At 71.5% G+C, this 18068-nt stretch carries 15 protein-coding genes; 12 read left to right on the forward strand and 3 right to left on the reverse strand.

Features of this window, described 5'->3' with window-relative positions:
• The first annotated feature begins 163 nt into the window (after positions 1-163).
• Positions 164-3262, forward strand: coding sequence for an amidohydrolase family protein (locus tag V4F39_RS03300; protein ID WP_332287832.1), 3099 nt, complete (start codon positions 164-166; stop codon positions 3260-3262).
• Positions 3263-3315: 53 nt separating this feature from the next.
• Here the strand turns inward: V4F39_RS03300 and V4F39_RS03305 are convergent, their stop codons facing one another.
• On the reverse strand, positions 3316-3519 hold the full coding sequence (locus V4F39_RS03305) for a hypothetical protein (protein WP_332287833.1): 204 nt from the start codon (positions 3517-3519) through the stop codon (positions 3316-3318).
• A gap of 13 nt (positions 3520-3532) precedes the next feature.
• A complete protein-coding gene (locus V4F39_RS03310; RefSeq protein WP_332287834.1) occupies positions 3533-3745 on the reverse strand; it encodes a hypothetical protein in 213 nt (70 codons plus the stop codon).
• A gap of 217 nt (positions 3746-3962) precedes the next feature.
• On the opposite strand from V4F39_RS03310, the gene V4F39_RS03315 reads away from it, so the two are divergent.
• Positions 3963-4316, forward strand: coding sequence for a DUF1428 domain-containing protein (locus tag V4F39_RS03315; protein WP_332287835.1), 354 nt, complete (start codon positions 3963-3965; stop codon positions 4314-4316).
• 68 nt (positions 4317-4384) lie between these two features.
• A complete protein-coding gene (locus V4F39_RS03320; RefSeq protein ID WP_332287836.1) occupies positions 4385-5374 on the forward strand; it encodes an SDR family oxidoreductase in 990 nt (329 codons plus the stop codon).
• 18 nt (positions 5375-5392) lie between these two features.
• On the opposite strand, the gene V4F39_RS03325 is transcribed toward V4F39_RS03320, so the two are convergent.
• The gene (locus tag V4F39_RS03325; protein WP_332287837.1) at positions 5393-5716 is read right to left on the reverse strand and encodes a hypothetical protein; all 324 of its coding nucleotides are present in this window, start codon (positions 5714-5716) and stop codon (positions 5393-5395) included.
• A gap of 100 nt (positions 5717-5816) precedes the next feature.
• Between V4F39_RS03325 and V4F39_RS03330 the strand changes: the two genes are divergently transcribed.
• The 9 genes from V4F39_RS03330 (at position 5817) to V4F39_RS03370 (ending at position 17642) form a co-directional block, all read left to right on the forward strand.
• Positions 5817-6638, forward strand: a complete 822-nt coding sequence (locus tag V4F39_RS03330; RefSeq protein WP_332287838.1) for a DUF2272 domain-containing protein — start codon at positions 5817-5819, stop codon at positions 6636-6638.
• Positions 6639-6766: 128 nt separating this feature from the next.
• Complete coding sequence (locus tag V4F39_RS03335) at positions 6767-7312, forward strand: formate dehydrogenase subunit gamma (protein WP_332287839.1); 546 nt, start codon at positions 6767-6769, stop codon at positions 7310-7312.
• Entirely contained in the window at positions 7309-8880 is a 1572-nt protein-coding gene (locus V4F39_RS03340; protein WP_332287840.1) for a formate dehydrogenase beta subunit, read from the forward strand. The genes V4F39_RS03335 and V4F39_RS03340 overlap by 4 nt, the downstream gene beginning before the upstream one ends.
• 20 nt (positions 8881-8900) lie before the next feature.
• Entirely contained in the window at positions 8901-11819 is a 2919-nt protein-coding gene (gene fdhF, locus V4F39_RS03345) for a formate dehydrogenase subunit alpha (RefSeq protein ID WP_332287841.1), read from the forward strand.
• 32 nt (positions 11820-11851) lie between these two features.
• Positions 11852-12112, forward strand: a complete 261-nt coding sequence (locus V4F39_RS03350; RefSeq protein WP_332287984.1) for a formate dehydrogenase subunit delta — start codon at positions 11852-11854, stop codon at positions 12110-12112.
• Positions 12113-12203: 91 nt separating this feature from the next.
• Positions 12204-13475, forward strand: coding sequence for an MFS transporter (locus tag V4F39_RS03355; RefSeq protein WP_332287842.1), 1272 nt, complete (start codon positions 12204-12206; stop codon positions 13473-13475).
• Positions 13476-13655: 180 nt separating this feature from the next.
• Positions 13656-15749 carry a DUF1800 family protein gene (locus V4F39_RS03360; RefSeq protein WP_332287844.1) on the forward strand — a complete coding sequence of 698 codons (2094 nt, stop codon included), beginning with the start codon at positions 13656-13658 and terminating at the stop codon, positions 15747-15749.
• A 14-nt stretch (positions 15750-15763) separates the two neighbouring features.
• Positions 15764-17188, forward strand: a complete 1425-nt coding sequence (locus V4F39_RS03365) for a DUF1501 domain-containing protein (RefSeq protein ID WP_332287845.1) — start codon at positions 15764-15766, stop codon at positions 17186-17188.
• A gap of 64 nt (positions 17189-17252) precedes the next feature.
• The gene (locus V4F39_RS03370) at positions 17253-17642 is read left to right on the forward strand and encodes a 4a-hydroxytetrahydrobiopterin dehydratase (RefSeq protein ID WP_332287846.1); all 390 of its coding nucleotides are present in this window, start codon (positions 17253-17255) and stop codon (positions 17640-17642) included.
• Positions 17643-18068 lie beyond the last annotated feature (426 nt).

The following is an 18068-nucleotide window of genomic DNA, read 5'->3' on the forward strand; positions in this document are numbered from 1 at the left end:
GCGGTGCACGCCGCACCGATCCGCGGCGTACCGCGTATCAAGACGTTAATTTGGCGACAGCGCGGCAACACTGGCGGGTTATCCATGCTGCATCCTGGTGCGCCGGCCGGGATAGTCCGCAAAAACCTCAGGGAATGACATCCACGAACGAGGAGACATGACCATGGGAAGACGGTACGGCTGGATGGCCGGCGCGGCGGCCGCCGCATTGCTGGCGGGGTGTCCTTTCGACGGCGGCGACGACGGCCCGCCCAAGCCCCGCGCGGTGAGCGACCTGCGGGGGTCGACGAAGGACGTGACGATCGAGCTGCGCGAAGGCACCAACATGGCGGCGTACCCGTCGCCCGACGGCAGGCGCATCGTGTTCTCCGCACAGGGCGCGCTGTGGGTCATCGCGTCGAGCGGCGGTGATGCCCGGCGCATCACGCCGTGGACGGTGGAGCCCACCGCGCCGGTATGGTCGCCCGACGGCAAGACCATCGTGTTCCAGAACTACACGCCCGACGGCAACTACCACCTGTGGACGGTGGATCCCGACGGCGGCAACCTGAAGGAGCTGACGACCGGCTTCCACGATGACCGCGAACCGGCGTGGACCCCGGACGGCAGCGCGCTGGTGTTTTCTTCCGACCGCAGCAACGACGGCCAGTACAAGATCTGGCGCTACACGCTGGCCAGCGGCGCCTACCAGCAGGTGACCACCGGCGCCGGCGCCGAGAGCAACCCCGTCGTGTCACCCAACGGCCAGCAGATCGCCTTCGTCGACGCCAACAACCTCTACACCGTGCCGGCCACGGGCGGCACGCGCACGCTGGTGGGCCCGGGCATCGCGCCCAACTACACGCCCGATGGCGCGGCCCTGGTCTACCAGACGCCGGCACGCGTGCTGACGGTGGGCGGCAACCCCGTCTCCGGGACGGAGGACGTCTTCACCTTCCCGGTGCGCTGGATGCCCGACGGCCGCATGCTCTACACGGCCGACGGCAAGCTGGTGCTGCGCGACGCGGCCGGCGGCAGCCGCAGCGAGATCGGCTTCAGTGCCCAGCTCACGGTGCGGCGCCCGGTCTTCGACAAGAAGAAGGATCGCGGTTTCGACCGCCTCACGGCGCAGCCCGTGATGGGCATCAGCGCGCCGGCGCTGTCGCCGGACGGGCAGAGCATCGCCTTCGTGGCGCTGAACGACGTGTGGGTGATGCGCATCGGCCAGGCGCCGGTGCGGCTGACCGACGACCTCGACCGCGATGGCAGCCCGCAATGGACGCGCGACGGCACGGCGGTGTACTTCTCGTCCGAGAAGGGCAACGCCGGCGCGCTGGCGATCGACCGGGTCGAGGTGGCCACCAAGGCGCGCACGCGGCTGGGCGCGATCGCGGCGAAGTCGATGGTGACGCCGATGATGTCGCCCGACGGCACGCGCATCGCCTACACCACCGGCTCGGGCCAGCTCGAGCTGTGGGACATCGCCTCCAAGACCGCCGAGGTTGTGATCCCGCAGGTCAGCTCGCAGGTCAGCACGCCGTACTGGCTGCCGGCCGGCGACAAGATCGTGCTGGTCGACAACGAGCGCAAGAACAACCGCTTCCGCGAGGGCTACAACAAGCTGCGCGTGATCGACCTGGCCACCAAGACCGGCGCGTTCCACGCGGTGGCCGAGGAACCGCGGCAGATCTCCGACCGCGAGGAGGGCGCGGCGGCGGTGTCGCCCGACGGCACCAAGGTCGCGTTCATCATGGATTCGCTGCTGCACGTGATGCCGCTCGCGGCCGACGGCCGGCCCTCGGGCGCGCCGGTGGCGATCACCACCGAGGCGGCCGACCTGCCGTCGTGGTCGGGCGACTCGGGCACCCTGCTCTACAAGGCGGGCGCGAAGCTGAAGACGGTGAAAGCCGACGGCACCGGCGCGGCCGAGGTGCCGCTGACGCTGAACTGGCAGCAGGCCACCGGCCCGGCCACCACCATCGTGCGCGCCGGCCGCCTGTGGGACGGCAAGACCGAGACGCTGCAGACCGACGTCGACATCGTCATCAGCGGCAACCGCATCACCGCGATCCGGCCGCACCAGGCCGGCTCGGAGACCACGGCCGACCGCTACGTCGACGCGAGCGGGCTGACGGTGATGCCCGGCCTGTGGGATCCGCACATCCACCCGCTCACGCTCTACCAGGGCGGGCAGTTCGGCCAGATCTCGGCGCTGATGCTGGCCTACGGCATCACCAGCACGCAGTCGGTCGCGGGGCCGCTGCACCAGAGCATCGAGATCCGCGAATCGCTCGACGCCGGCCGGTTGGTGGGGCCGCGGGTGTTCGTCTCGCCGCCGCTGTGGGAAGGCAACCGCCTCTTCTACAGCTTCGCGCGCACGCTGCGCACCACCGAGGTGGCCGACCGCGAGATCGCCAAGGCCGTGGCGATGGGCACCGACTACATGAAGTCGTACGTGCGAGCGCCGATCCCGGTGATGAACCGCATCGCGCAGGCGGCGCTGGACTACGGCATCCCGACCGGCACGCACATGCTGGCGCCGGGTTCGGCCGCGGGCATCGCCGGCACCACCCACCTGTCGGCCACGCAGCGCATGGGCTACGGCTGGGCCAAGTCCCCGGGCGGCATCACCTACCAGGACGCGGCGGACCTGCACGCGAAGACGGACTTCCACGTCGTCGACACGCTGTTCTCGTCGATGGCGCTGGTCGGCCAGGATCCGGCCGTGCTGGCGGGCGACCGCTTCGCGCTGCTGGTGCCGCCGAACTTCGTCAACGGCCTGCTGACCACGCCGGCGCCGAGCGAGACGACGCTCGCGACGATCCGGCGTGACGCGCTGCAGTCGCAGAAGGTGGCGGATGCGGGTGGCCTGTTGGCGATCGGCACCGACTCGCCGCTGGTCGCGCCAGGCATCGGCCTGCACATGAACCTGCGCGGTTCGGGGATGGCGACGACGAACCACCGGGCGCTGCAGAACGTGACCATCAACGCCGCGCGCATGAGCTTCGTCGATGCCGACCTCGGCACGGTCGAGGTCGGCAAGCTGGCCGACCTGGTCGTCGTCAACGGCAACCCGCTGCAGGACCTGAAGGCCGCGGCCGACGTGCGCTACGTGATCAAGAACGGGGTGACGCGCACGGTCGACGACATCCTCGCGCCGTTCCGCACGCCGCAGGCGCTGGCGGCCCGGGCCGAGTCGCTGCGTGCCTGGCGCCGCATGTGCCTGTTCGGCGGCTTCGGGCAGCAGGACGAGGCCTGCCACATCACGATGCACGCGCATTGAGGCGGCGCGCGCCGGACACCCCGGCGCGCCGCCCGGTGCCGGCGGCCGCGCGCTCAGGCCTGCTTCTTCGCGGGGAACCTCGGCCTGCCGACGTAGACGCCGTCCTTGTTCACCTCGTCGCGGTGCACGAGTTCGACGGTGCTGTCGAGCACGGTGCCGTGGAACACGTACTGGATGGCTTCGCGCGTGGCCTTGCGCGCGGACAGGCGCTGGCGGGTGAGGTAGTTGTAGACCGCGATGAACTCCGGTGCAGCCATGGCGTCTCCTCCATCATGCCGTGCGCTGCGTCAGCCAGCTGCTCTCCAGCGTACGGGTGTCCGTCGCGCGGCTCCAGACCAGTCCGCAGGCCACGCAACGGTAGCGGAACACCACGCCGCGCGCCAGACCACCCGGGCGCTTTCGCGCGTCGGTGATCGTCAGGGCAGCATGGGCGGGCGAATGGGCTTCGCGCTCCAGGCCGTGGCAGGCACTGCACATGGGCATGGGGAACTCCGGCGCGTGGCAATGGCTTCCATCGTCCCGGCATTTTTTCTGCGTCGCATAGGACCGGGCTGCAGTTGCTTGTCGGAATTCGCCGATGGCCGCCGCTGCCGGCGCGTCTGCTTACGCATGCGGCGGCCGTCCGCGTCGATGATGCGTGCCGCCGATCGTCGTGTCGGCGGGGCGCTTCCCTTCGACACCGCTTGCAAGGAGACTGACGATGAACTACGTGGATGGATTCGTGGCGGCCGTGCCCACCGCCAACCGGGAGACCTACCGCCAGCGTGCCGAGCAGGCCGCGGTCGTGTTCAGGGAGCATGGCGCGCTCAGCGTCGTGGAATGCTGGGGCGACGACGTGCCCGAAGGCAAGCTCACCTCGTTCCCCATGGCGGTCAAGCGCGAGCCGGGCGAGACGGTGGTCTTCGCCTGGATCACCTGGCCGTCGCGCGCCGTGCGCGACGAGGGCATGAAGCTGGCGATGGCCGATCCGCGCCTGCAGGCCGGCACCGAGCCCAGGCCGTTCGACGCCCGGCGCATGATCTACGGCGGCTTCCAGATGATCGTCGACGCCTGAACGCTGCGCGCCGGGAACGGCGGTTGCCATCCCAGGGCTGGAAAACACAGTCTCCAAGGAGCATCCGCATGAACACCCCCAGCGATCCCCAAGCCACCGCCGAGCAGCAGCGGCAGATCCAGCGCCAGCAGGACCGCAAGGACGAGCGCCAGCCCGATGGCGATGGCAAGGCGCCTGGCGCCGTGCAGGCCGGCGCCCGGGAGCAGCCCGTCGACCTGCCGGCCCAGCACATCGACAAGCCCGGCAGCGAGGCCGAGCTCGACCTGGCGCCGCGGTTCACCGCGCCCGGCTACGAAGGCAGCAACAAGCTCAAGGGCCTGGTGGCGCTGGTGACCGGCGGCGACTCCGGCATCGGCCGTGCGGTGGCGGTGCTGTTCGCGCGGGAGGGGGCCGACGTGGCCGTGGCCTACCTCGGCGCCGGCGAGGAGCAGGACGCGCAGGAGACCCGGCGCTGCATCGAGGCGGAGGGCCGCCGCTGCCTGCTGATCCCGGGCGACGTGAAGGACAGCGCCTATTGCCGGCAGGCCGTGCAGCGGACCGTGGACGAACTGGGCGGCCTGGACGTGCTGGTGAACAACGCCGCCTTCCAGGAGCATGCGCAGTCGATCGAGGACATCACCGACGAGCGGCTCGACGAGACGCTGGACACCAACATCGGCGGCTACTTCCGGATGACGCGCGCCGCGGTGCCGCACCTGAAGAAGGGCGCGTCGATCATCAACACCGGCTCGGTGGTTGGCCTGCGCGGCAGCGCCCACCTGCTCGACTATGCGGCCACGAAGGGGGCGATCCATGCCTTCACCAAGTCGCTCGCCAGCAACCTGCTGGACAAGGGCATCCGGGTCAACGCGGTGGCGCCCGGCCCGGTGTGGACACCGCTCAATCCCGCCGATGCGCCGGCCGAGGACGTCGCCAAGTTCGGCCAGCAGTCCGACATGAAGCGTGCGGCCCAGCCCGAGGAGCTGTCGCCCGCCTATGTGTTTCTCGCCTCGCCGGTGATGTCGGGCTACGTCACCGGCATCGTGCTGCCGGTGACTGGCAGCGTCGGCGCCATCTGAGCGGCCGGCGGGGCCGGCTTAGCGCGGCTGGCTCTCGTCGGCGGCGCTGCCCGGGTCCTCCTCCCCGACCTGGGACGCCGCTGCATCCGGCGCCGGCGTAACGCCGTGCGTCGCGGCGGCGCGCGCCGCCCGCTGGGCGCGGCGCGCCTGCCACAGGGCGTAGTCCGGGTCGTCGGGCGCGATGTCCGGCGGCACGCAGGGCTCGGGCGGCTCGGGGGGATGAGACAGCACACGGGGCGGCACGTAGTCGCCGTAGTTGCTGCCGCCGGTGGTGCGTTGGCCCTCGTCGTGCGGGGCCGCCGGGCCGGGCTGCGCCGGGCCGGCGGGGGGCGGGGTGGTCATGCAGGTCTCCTGGCCGACGGGCGCCGGCATCGTGCCGGTGCAGCAAACGCCATTCCCGCGCGGCGCCGTGACAATGCGCCGCCGGGAAGGAGGAGGTGCTGTGGGACGTCTGGCCATCGTGTGCGGGGTGCTGCTGGGGCTGGCGGGCTGTGCCGGCACCTTGCCCGTGGCGCCGACCACCGTGCCGGCCGGGCAGGTCGAGGCCCTGGTGCGTGCGGCCGAGGCGGAGTGGCTGCGCTGGGGCAGGCAGGAAGTGCGCTTCGTGCCCGGCGGCGGCACCTGCGCGGTGATCGCCGATGGCAGCTGCCGTCCCATCGACGATGGCTGCGGCCGGGAGCAGAGCGCGGCGCTCTGCCCGGTGGTGGACGATTACTGGCGCGCGCTCGGGCCGCTGCGGGAGTACCACGACTGCCGGCGCACCGACGTGTGCGAGGCCGAATGGCCCGCGGACCAGGGCCCGCCGGACTTCACGCCCGCCTGGTCGGCGGCGTTTGTCAGCGCGCTGATGAAGGCGGCGGGCTTCAGCCGGTCGGAGTTCCGCTTCGCCGCCGCCCATGCGCAGTACGTCGCGGCCGCGCGGGACGGCCACGCCTCGGCATTCGAAGTCGTCCCCACGCCGGCCGCGGCCGATGTCGGCGACCTGGTCTGCCTGCCTCGTGCGATGGCCGGCGACAGCGGCCGGCCGCTCGGCGTCGACGAGGTCCGCGGCCGCGACGGCATCACGCCGATGCACTGCGACATCGTCGTGCGGCGCGACCTGGAGGCCCGGACCCTCGACGTCATCGGCGGCAATGTGCAGCAGGCGGTGTCGCGCAGCATCGTCCCGCTGGGCGCCGATGGCCTGCTGCACCGCTGGCCGGAGCCCGAGCGGGCCTGGATGCTCGTGATGAAGCCCCGGCGCGCCCCCGCCCCCTTGCCCTGAAGGCCTGCCTGCAGCCCGGGGTCACAGGGTTAGTTCGTAGGTCAGTCGAAGCACAAGCAACGCGGCCGGCACGCCCTATTGCCACGCTCTGGGCGCGCTTCTAGAGTCGACGGACAAGCGAGGTGACCATGCCCAGCCCTACATATGCCGGCGATGCCCCACGAGGCGCGCCGCACCCCGAGACAACGGCCATCGACGTGGTCGCCATCCGCGAACTGGCCGCGCGGTTCGAGCACACGCCCGGCGGCCTGCTGCCGGCGCTGCATGCGGTGCAGGACCGCTACGGCCACATCCCGCGCGACGCGGTGCCGGCGATCGCGGAGGTGTTCAACCTCTCGCGCGCCGAGGTGCACGGCGTCGTCACCTACTACCACCACTTCCGCAGCGAGCCGGCGGCGCGCCACGTGGTGCAGGTGTGCCGGGCGGAGGCCTGCCAGTCGATGGGCGGCAACGCGCTGATGGCGCATGCGCGGCTGCGCCTGGGCTGCGCGGCGGACGGGCACCACGGCCGCTCGGCCGACGGCCGGGTCACGCTGGAGCCGGTGTTCTGCCTGGGCCTGTGCGCCTCGTCGCCCGCGATGTCGATCGACGGTGAACTGCATGCGCGGATGACGCCGGCCCGCTTCGATGCGCTGCTCGCCGAGACGGTCGCCGCCACGGAGGCGGTCCGATGAGTGCCGTCACCCTCTACGTTCCGCGCGACTCGGCCGCGCTGGCGGTCGGTGCCGACCGCGTCGCCAAGGCCATCGCCGCCGAGGCCGAACGCCGCGGCCTGGCCGTGAACATCGTGCGCAACGGTTCGCGCGGCCTCTTCTGGCTGGAGCCGCTGGTCGAGGTGGCCACGCCGCAGGGCCGCGTGGCCTACGGCCCGGTGGAGCCGGGCGACGTGCCGGCCCTCTTCGACGCCGGCTTCCTGCAGGGCGGCGCGCACGCGCTGGCGCATGGCCTGACCGATGCGGTCCCCTACCTGCAGAAGCAGGAGCGCCTGACCTTCGCCCGCATGGGCCTCACCGATCCGCTGTCGCTGGCCGACTACGAGGCGCACGAGGGCTACGCCGGCCTGCGCAACGCCATCGCGATGGCGCCGGCCGAGGTGGTGCAGGCGGTGCTCGACAGCGGCCTGCGCGGGCGCGGCGGCGCGGCCTTCCCGGCCGGCATCAAGTGGAAGACGGTGGCGGCCACGCCGGGTGCGGTGAAGCACATCGTCTGCAACGCCGACGAGGGCGACTCGGGCACCTTCTCCGACCGCATGACGATGGAGGGCGACCCGTTCGTGCTGATCGAGGGCATGACGATCGCCGGCCTGGCCGTGGGCGCCACGCAGGGCTGGATCTACGTGCGCTCGGAGTACCCGCACGCGATCGCCGTGCTCGAGGCCGCCATCGCCATCGCGCGGCAGGCGGGGTACCTCGGCAGCAACGTGATGGGCTCGGGCCGCGCGTTCGAGCTGGTGGTGCGCAAGGCCGCCGGCGCCTACGTGTGCGGCGAAGAGACGGCGCTGCTCGAAAGCCTGGAAGGCAAGCGCGGCATCGTGCGCGCCAAGCCGCCGCTGCCGGCGATCCAAGGCCTGTTCGGCCAGCCGACGGTGATCAACAACGTGATCACGCTGGCGACGGTGCCCATCATCCTGGCGCGCGGCGCGGCCTTCTACAAGGACTACGGCATGGGCCGCTCGCGCGGCACGCTGCCCTTCCAATTGGCCGGCAACATCAAGCACGGCGGCCTGGTGGAAAAAGCCTTCGGCCTGACGCTGCGCGAGCTGCTGTACGACTTCGGCGGCGGCAGCGCCAGCGGCCGGCCGATCAAGGCGGTGCAGGTGGGCGGGCCCCTGGGCGCCTACGTGCCCGAATCGCAGTGGGATCTGCCGCTCGACTACGAGGCCTACGCCGCGGTGGGCGCGGTGGTGGGCCACGGCGGCATCGTGGTGCACGACGACACGGCCGACATGTCGGCGCTGGCGCGCTACGCGATGGAGTTCTGCGCGATCGAATCGTGCGGCAAGTGCACGCCGTGCCGCATCGGCTCCACGCGCGGCGTGGAGGTGATCGACCGCATCACGCTGCACCGTGATCACCCGGGCCAGCGCGAGCAGCAGGCCACCTTGCTGCGCGACCTGTGCGACACCATGCTGTACGGCTCCCTCTGCGCGATGGGCGGCATGACGCCGTACCCGGTGCTGTCCGCGCTGAACCACTACCCCGAAGATTTTGGTCTGGCCGGCCCGCAGCGCGAGGCCGCCTGACCCGGCGCAAGGAGACACCCATGCTCGACCACCACTCAGACATCGACCGCGGCACCCCCCTGCGCACGTCCACCGAAGAGGTCACGCTCGAGATCGACGGCCAGCAGGTCACCGTGCCCAAGGGCACGTCGCTGATGCGCGCGGCCGCCGACGCCGGCGTGATGGTGCCCAAGCTCTGCGCCACCGACAGCCTGGAGCCCTTCGGCTCCTGCCGGCTGTGCCTGGTCGAGATCGACGGCCGCAAGGGCTACCCGGCCTCGTGCACCACGCCGGCCGAGCCCGGCATGAAGGTGCGCACGCAGAGCCCCAAGCTGCAGGAACTGCGCAAGGGCGTGATGGAGCTCTACATCTCCGACCACCCGCTCGACTGCCTGACCTGCGCCGCCAACGGCGACTGCGAGCTGCAGGACATGGCCGGCGTGACCGGCCTGCGCGAGGTGCGCTACGGCGTGGGCGACCAGTACGGCGGGGCCCATCACCTGAAGAGCACGAAGGACGAGTCGAACCCGTACTTCACCTACGACGCCAGCAAGTGCATCGTCTGCAACCGCTGCGTGCGCGCCTGCGAGGAAACGCAGGGCACCTTCGCGCTCACCATCAGCGGCCGCGGCTTCGAATCGCGCGTGTCGGCCGGCATGGACGAGCCGTTCATGGAGAGCGAGTGCGTGAGCTGCGGCGCCTGCGTGGCCGCCTGCCCCACCGCCACGCTGCAGGAGAAGTCGGTCATCTGGATGGGACAGGGCGAGCACAGCGTGACCACCACCTGCGCCTACTGCGGGGTGGGCTGCGGCTTCAAGGCCGAGATGAAGGGCAACGAGGTCGTGCGCATGGTGCCCTGGAAGGACGGCGCCGCCAACGAGGGCCATGCCTGCGTGAAGGGCCGCTTCGCCTGGGGCTACGCCACCCACAAGGACCGCATCACCACGCCGATGATCCGCAAGAAGATCACCGACCCGTGGCAGGAGGTGAGCTGGGACGAGGCGATTGGCTACGCGGCCAGCGAGTTCCGCCGCATCCAGGCCGAGCACGGGCGCGATGCCATCGGTGGCATCACCTCGTCGCGCTGCACGAACGAAGAGACTTACCTGGTGCAGAAGCTGGTGCGCGCGGCCTTTGGCAACAACAACGTCGACACCTGTGCCCGCGTGTGCCATTCGCCCACCGGCTACGGCCTGAAGCAGACGCTGGGCGAGTCGGCCGGCACGCAGACCTTCAAGTCGGTCGAGCAGGCCGACGTGGTCATGGTCATCGGCGCCAACCCGACCGACGGCCACCCGGTGTTCGGCTCGCGGTTGAAGAAGCGGCTGCGCGAAGGCGCCCAGCTGATCGTCGTCGACCCGCGCCGCATCGACCTGGTGAAGTCGCCGCACGTGCGCGCCGCGCACCACCTGCAGCTCAAGCCCGGCACCAACGTGGCGGTGCTGACGGCGCTGGCGCACGTGGTCGTCACCGAGGGCCTGCTGGCGCAGGACTACATCGCCGAGCGCTGCGAGCCCAAGGCCTTCGACGAATGGAAGGCCTTCGTCGCGCGCCCCGAGCATTCGCCCGAGGCCACCGAGGCGGTCACCGGCGTGCCCGCGGCCGAGCTGCGCGGCGCCGCGCGGCTCTTCGCCACCGGCGACAGCCAGGGCACCGCGGCCACGCTGAACGACGGCCGGCGCCACAACGGTGCCATCTACTACGGCCTGGGCGTCACCGAGCACAGCCAGGGTTCGACGGCCGTGATGGCCATCGCCAACCTCGCCATGGCCACCGGCAACGTCGGCCGCGAAGGCGTGGGCGTGAACCCGCTGCGCGGCCAGAACAACGTGCAGGGCTCGTGCGACATGGGCTCGTTCCCGCACGAGCTGCCGGGCTACCGCCACGTGTCCGACGGCACCACGCGCCACCTCTTCGAGCAGGCCTGGGGCGTGCCCATCCAGCCCGAGCCGGGGCTGCGCATCCCCAACATGTTCGAGGCCGCGCTGTCGGGCAGCTTCAAGGGCCTGTACTGCGAGGGCGAGGACATCGTGCAGTCCGACCCCAACACGCAGCACGTGGCCGCGGCCATGATGGCGATGGAGTGCATCGTCGTGCAGGACCTGTTCCTGAACGAGACGGCCAAGTACGCGCACGTGTTCCTGCCGGGTTCCTCGTTCCTGGAGAAGGACGGCACCTTCACCAACGCCGAGCGCCGCATCTCGCGGGTGCGCAAGGTGATGCCGCCGAAGGCCGGCTATTCGGACTGGGAGGTGACGGCCAAGCTCTCGAACGCACTGGGCTACCCGATGAATTACGCGCATCCCGAGGAGATCATGGCCGAGATCGCCGCGCTGACGCCCACGTTCCGCGGGGTCAGCTACCGCAAGATCGACGAACTCGGCAGCGTGCAGTGGCCCTGCAACGACGACGCGCCCGAGGGCACGCCGATCATGCACATCGACCACTTCGTGCGCGGCAAGGGCAGGTTCATCATCACCAAGTACGTCGCGTCCGACGAGAAGGTGACGCGCCGCTTCCCGCTGCTGCTGACCACCGGCCGCATCCTGTCGCAGTACAACGTGGGTGCCCAGACGCGCCGCACCGACAACAACCGGTGGCACAGCGAGGACCGGCTGGAGATCCACCCGGTCGACGCCGAGGACCGCGGCGTGAAGGACGGCGACTGGGTCGGCATCCAGAGCCGGGCCGGCGAGACCGTGCTGCGCGCGGTGGTGAGCGAGCGCATGCAGCCGGGGGTCGTCTATACGACTTTCCACTTCCCCGAGTCGGGCGCCAACGTGATCACCACCGACAGCTCCGACTGGGCCACCAACTGCCCCGAGTACAAGGTGACGGCGGTGCAGGTGATGCCGGTGGCGCAGCCCTCGGAATGGCAGCAGGCCTACTCGCGCTTCAACGAAGTGCAGAACGACCTGCTGCAGCAGCGCCATGCCGCTGCGGAAGTGGTGGGCAAATGAGCGGCGGCATGCCGGCGGCCGGCGGCACGACGATGCCGGCCGACAACCTCGTGCGCATGGCCAACCGCATCGGGCAGTTCTTCGACGCGATGCCCGACCGGGCCGAGGCGCTGGAAGGCGTGGCCCAGCACATCCAGAAGTTCTGGGAACCGCGCATGCGGCGGGCGCTGCAGGCCCACATCGACGACCCGGCCGCGCTGGCGGCCGTGCCGCTCGATCCGTTCGTGTTGGAAGCCCTGCGGGCGCACCCGCAGGTGCTGGCGGCCACGGCCGCCGCAGCGGCGGCCGGCTGAGTCCGAGCGGGCGGCGCGGCCATGGCGGGCCGCGCCTGCGGCGCCGCGGGCCGCTGGCTAAACTGCCGCGCCCCCGCACAAGAAGAACTCTGTGGCCGTCCCTTCTCCCTCGTCGCCGCCGGCCCAAGCCGCTTCCAGCGTCTACCGCCACACCGGTTTCACCGCCTTCCTCGTCGCCAGGATGCTGTCCGTCGTCGCCAGCCAGGTGCAGGCGGTCGTGGTCGCGTGGCAGGTGTACGACCTCACCCGCGAGCCGCTCGCGCTGGCCTACGTCGGGCTTGCGCAGTTCCTGCCGATGCTGGCGCTGCTGCTGCCGGCCGGCGACCTGATCGACCGCTTCAGCCGCAAGCCGATCCTCGCGATGGCCTGGGCGGCGAGCGCGGTGTGCAGCGGCCTGCTGTGGTGGCTGTCGGGGCACGGGGCATCGGGTGTCAACGGCATCTACGCGGTGCTCGTGCTCTTCGGTTGCGCGCGGGCGTTCTCCGGCCCCGCGCTGCAAAGCCTGCTGCCGCAGATCGTGCCGCGCGAGCAGCTCGCGCAGGCCATTGCCGCCAACAGCATGCTGATGCGCGGCGCCGCGATCGGCGGCCCGCTCATCGGCGGCCTGCTGTATGCGGCCGGCGGCGGCGAGCTGACCTACCTCGTGTGCCTCGCGTGCTTCGGGCTCGGCACGCTGCTGCTCGCCCGCGTGTCGGTCGCCCACGCCGGGCCGCGCGGGCTGGCGCAGGGCACGATCTGGCAGCGCTTCGGCGCCGGCATCCACTTCATCCGTTCGCGCCCCATCATCCTCGGCACGATCTCGCTCGACCTGTTCGCGGTGCTGCTGGGCGGCGTGGTCGCGCTGCTGCCCATCTATGCACACGAGGTGCTGCACGTGGGGCCGCAGGGCCTGGGAGCGCTGCGCAGCGCGATGGCCATCGGCGAGGTGGGGGCCGGCTTCTACCTCAGCGCGCGGCCCTTCAAGCGCCACGTGGGGTCGCGCATGTTCATCGCGGTCGCGGTGTTCGGGGTGGCCAACCTGGTGTTCTCGCTGTCGACGCTGTTCTGGCTGTCGTTCGCGGCGCTGATGGTGGCGGGCGCCGCCGACATGGTGAGCGTGTACGTGCGCGGCGCGCTGGTGCAGTTCTCGACGCCCGACGACATGCGCGGCCGCGTCAACGCGGTCAACATGCTGTTCATCGGCTCGTCGAACGAGCTGGGCGAGTTCCGCGCCGGCAGCAGCGCCGCGTGGCTGGGCGCGGTGCCCGCGGCGGTGGCGGGGGCGGTGTGCACGCTGGCGGTCGTCGGCACCTGGGCGGTGGCGTTCAAGCCGCTGCGCCAGGTCGACCGCTTCGAGGAAGCGGCAGGCGGCCCGGCGCGGTAGGGGCGCCCGGCGGTGCTGTCGCTCCGGCAAGACAGACCGCGCCGTCAGAAGCAACAGCGTGCTAAAGCGCTTGTGATGGCGCGAAGCGCCATGAAAGACTGATCCTTCGGGGTCGGTGGCGGGCAGCTCGTGTCCGGCGCCAGCGGTGTGGCACCGAGACGCACTTTCAACGCGAGACCGATGACACCGTCCACCTTTTTTCCTGCCCCGCGGCGGGCCGCTGCGCTGGCGTTGCTGGCCTGCGCCGCGGCTCCGGCGTTCGGCGCCGCCACCCTGACCCTGCGCGCCTGGGCCGACCTGGCCGCCGACGTGGGCGCGCAAATGCAACTGCGTGTCGACGGCCAGGTGATCGGCACGGTCGAGGTGCGCAGCACCGCGGCGTCGGACTACCGCTTCACGGTGCCGGCGCTGCAGGCCGGCTCGAAGGTCGAGGTTGTGTTCCTCAACGACGGCGGCGGCAACGGACAGGACCGCAACCTCCATGTCGGCTCGCTGGCCAGCGGCAGCCAGACGGTGACGCCGCAGGCCGCCGGTGCGGTGTTCGACCGCGGCGGCGGCGCCCTGGCCTTCGACGGGCTTGACCTGTTGCCTGCGCAGAGCGGGCTGTACTGGTCCGGCGCGCTGCGGCTCACGTGGCCCGCCGCCCCGGTCGACCCGGCGGTGGCTGCCAAGCAGGCCGCGGCGCGGCTGCTGATGCAGGGCAGCTTCGGGCCCACGATGGCGGAGCTCACGCGCGTGAGCCAGATGACGCCGGCCGCGTGGATCGCCGAGCAGATGGCGCTGCCCTTCACGCCGAGCTACGTCGACCACGTACAGGGCCGGTACGCGCGGGGCGACGCGTGGCGCCCCGGCGGCGCCAACTACGACCCCACCTGGATCGGCCAGCACTTCTGGGCCAACGCCGCCAAGGCGCCCGACCAGCTGCGCCACCGCGTCGGCTGGGCGCTGCACCAGGTGCTGACGGTGTCGCAAGCCGATCCCAACCTGTGGGCGCACACCCGTGCCTACGCCGGCTACCTCGACACGCTGAACCGGCATGCCTTCGGCAACTACCGCGCGCTGCTGGAGGCGGTGGCGCTGAGCCCGGCCACGGGCCTCTACCTGAGCCACCTGCGCAACCGCAAGGAAGACGCCGCCACCGGCCGCGTGCCGGACGAGAACTTCGCTCGCGAGCTGATGCAGCTCTTCACGATCGGCCTGCACGAGCTGAACATCGACGGCACACCCAGGCGCGATGCCGCAGGCCGGCCGATCGAGACCTATGGCAATGCCGACGTGTCGGCGCTGGCCAGGGTGTTCACCGGCTGGAGCTGGGGCTTCGCCGACAACCAGCTGACCGATGCCAACTTCCGCTGGCGCGAGCCCGAGCTCAGCGCCGCCCGCGACGACCAGGCCGACCTGCAGCGCATGAAGGCCTACCCCGGCCAGCATTCCGGCGCGGAGAAGCGGCTCTTCGCGGGCAAGCCGCACGCGGTCGTGCTCGCCGCGGGCAACACCGCCCAGGAGGACGTGCGCCTGGCGCTGGACGCGCTGTTCAGGCACCCCAACGTCGGCCCGTTCATCGGTCGGCAGCTCATCCAGCGGCTGGTGAAGAGCCACCCGAGCCCGGGCTACGTGGGACGTGTCGCCGGCGTGTTCAACAACAACGGGCAGGGGGTGCGCGGCGACCTCGGCGCCGTGGTCAAGGCCATCCTGCTCGACGCCGAGGCACGCACGCCGGGCGCCGGCCCCGCCGAAGGCAAGCTGCGCGAGCCGGTGCTGCGCGTCGCGCATTGGATGCGCGCGCTCGGCGCCCGCTCGGTCACCGGCGAGTACCTGCTGTCGTGGGAGCTGGAGCCGAGCGGCCAGCACCCGATGTTCCCGCCCTCGGTGTTCGGCTACTACCGGCCGGGCTACGTGCCCCCGCTGCCGGGCTTCGCCGCCGGCGGGGTGACGGCGCCGGAGCTGCAGATCGTCAACGAGGTCAGCGCCGCGGCCTGGGTGGACCTGGCGTTATCAATGAGCTGGGACGGCCTGGGCTGGACAGGCGCCGGTCGCGACATCGTGCCCGACGTCGCGCCGCTGGCGGCCCTGGCCCGCGCGGGCAACGTGGGCGGCCTGGTCGACCGGCTGGACCTGCTGCTGTTCGCCGGGCGCATGTCGGCCGGCCTGCGGCAGGCGGTGGTGGACACGGTCCTCGGCGTCGGCGGCACGACCGAGGAGAGCCACCTGCACCGCGCCCGCGCCGCGCTGCTGGTGGCGCTGGCCTCCAACGAATTCCAAGTGCAACGCTGACAAGGTTTCGCCCGATGAACGCATCCCGACGCGAGTTCCTGCGGGCCGGCAGCGGCCTGCTCGCCGCCGCCAGCCGCCCCGGCCTGGGCTTCCATGCCCCCATGGCGCTGGGCCTGGCCGGCCTTGGGGCGATGGCCGCGCAGAGCGCGCACGCGGCCGACACCAGCGGCTACAAGGCGCTGGTGTGTCTCTTCATGGCCGGCGGCAGCGACCAGCACAACTGGATCGTGCCGACCGACGCCACTGGCTACGCGGATTACGCCCGCGTGCGCCAGGAGCTGGCCTGGCCGCGCGGCCAGTTGCTGCCGATCACCAGCAGCCACCAGGGCAGCGGCCGCAGCTTCGGCATGCCGCTGGAACTGCAGCCGCTGCAGGCGCTGTACGAGGCGGGGCAGTGCGCGGTGGTGGCCAACGTGGGCCCGCTGGAGCAGCCGCTGACGCAGGCCCAGTACCTGGCCGGCGGCGCGGGCCTGCCGAGCAAGCTCTTCAGCCACAACGACCAGCAGTCGATGTGGCAGGCGCTGGCGCCGGAGGGCGCTCCGTCGGGCTGGGGCGGCCGCATGGGCGACCTGCTGGCCTCGGCCAACCCGCACCCGGTGTTCACCGCGGTGTCGGCGGCCGGCAATGCGGTGTTCCTCAGCGGCAGCAGCGTGATCCCGTACCGCGTGGGTTTGGACGGGCCGCTCGCCATCCGGGGGCTCGGCGAGCCCTGGCTGCATGGCAGCAGCACGGCCGCCGCCGCGCTGGCCCGGGTGTTGAAGATGGAGGGCGACACGCTGTACCAGGCCGAGGTCCGCCGCACCGTGCAGCGCTCGCTCGAGACCGCGGCCGCGCTGCAGGCGGCGCTGCAGGCGAGCCCGGTCCCGGCGCTGCCCACCGCGCCGCTCACGCTGCCCGGCGGGGCCCGCATCGTGCTCGCCGGCGATCCGCTGGCGAAGCAGTTGCGGGTGGTCGCGCAGATGATCGCGGCCGCCCCGCGCATGGGCATGCGGCGCCAGGTGTTCATGGTGCAACTGGGCGGCTTCGACAGCCACAGCCACCAGATGCACGACCAGCCGCTGCTGATGGCGCGGGTGGCGCAGTCCGCCGCCTGGTTCCACGGCACGCTCGCCGGCCTGGGCATGGGCAGCAACGTCACTCTCTTCACCGCCAGCGACTTCGGCCGCACGCTGGTGAGCAACGGCGACGGCAGCGACCACGGCTGGGGCTCGCACCACCTGGTGCTGGGCGGCGCGGTGAGGGGCCGCACGATCCAGGGCCGCTTCCCGGTCACCGCGCTGGGCACGGCCGACGACGTCGGCTCGGGCCGCCTGCTGCCCACCACCAGCGTGACGCAGCTCGCCGCCAGCCTCGGCGCCTGGATAGGCCTGGGCACCGACGAGCTGCGCACGGTGCTGCCCACGCTGGGCCGGTTCGGCGCGGGGCCGGTGCTGTTCTGACCCGGCGGCTGGCGCGGACAAGGCCTCGGGGGCACGATCGCACCCTGGGCTTCAGGAGACGACCATGAGCGCTTGGCGCAAGACCTCGGCGGGCGAGACCTACACCGACGAGGAGATCCAGGCCCGCCTGCAGGCGGAACTGCCCCGCTGGTATGTCGAGGACGGCTGGCTGCGCCGCAAGTACAAGACCAGCGGCTGGAAGGCCACGCTGATGGTCGTCAACACCGTCGGCCACCTGGCGGAGGCGGCCTGGCACCACCCCGACCTGACCGTGTCGTACGCGTTCGTGGTCGTGAAGCTGGTGACGCACTCGGCCAAGGGCATCACCGACAAGGACTTCGCACTGGCCGCGAAGATCGAGGAGGTGGTGATGTGGCAGCCGGGCGCCGCGGAGCCCCGGGTGCTCGAAGGCACGCCGGACGATCCGCGCTTCAAGTACCTCAAGTACGACTGACCGCGGCGGGCGGATCGCCGATTTCAACGGCTGGGTCTGGCTGACTCGGCGCAGTCCTCGGGTGAGGTCTAAGACGTCGTGCACCGGGGCATGCGCCAGAGCCTGGCCTGGCGCGCGGTATGGGCGCAAGTCGGCACGTCAGCTGGCCATCGGCCGGGCCTGCGGATGATCGAGTCGGCGGGGATGGACTGGCCCTAGGGCGCCGCAGTAGTTGATTTTGCGCGCCAGCGCCGACAAGCACGTAGCGAGGCCTGCGCCGGTCAGTGCTTGCAGGTCCTGCACCAGTTTCTTCGCCTGGGGGCTTTGGCGGCAAAGTTGTTGCCCTGAACGCGCAGATTCCAGGGAGATCAAATTGCCAGGCAGCCGCCGCTCCTTTGGGTCGCGTACCGGCCAGTTGCGGACGCTCGCGAGCGACGGGTGTCGAGC

Origin of the sequence: Aquincola agrisoli (genome assembly GCF_036621135.1) — a bacterium.
GTDB classification, from domain to species: Bacteria; Pseudomonadota; Gammaproteobacteria; order Burkholderiales; family Burkholderiaceae_C; genus Aquincola; species Aquincola agrisoli.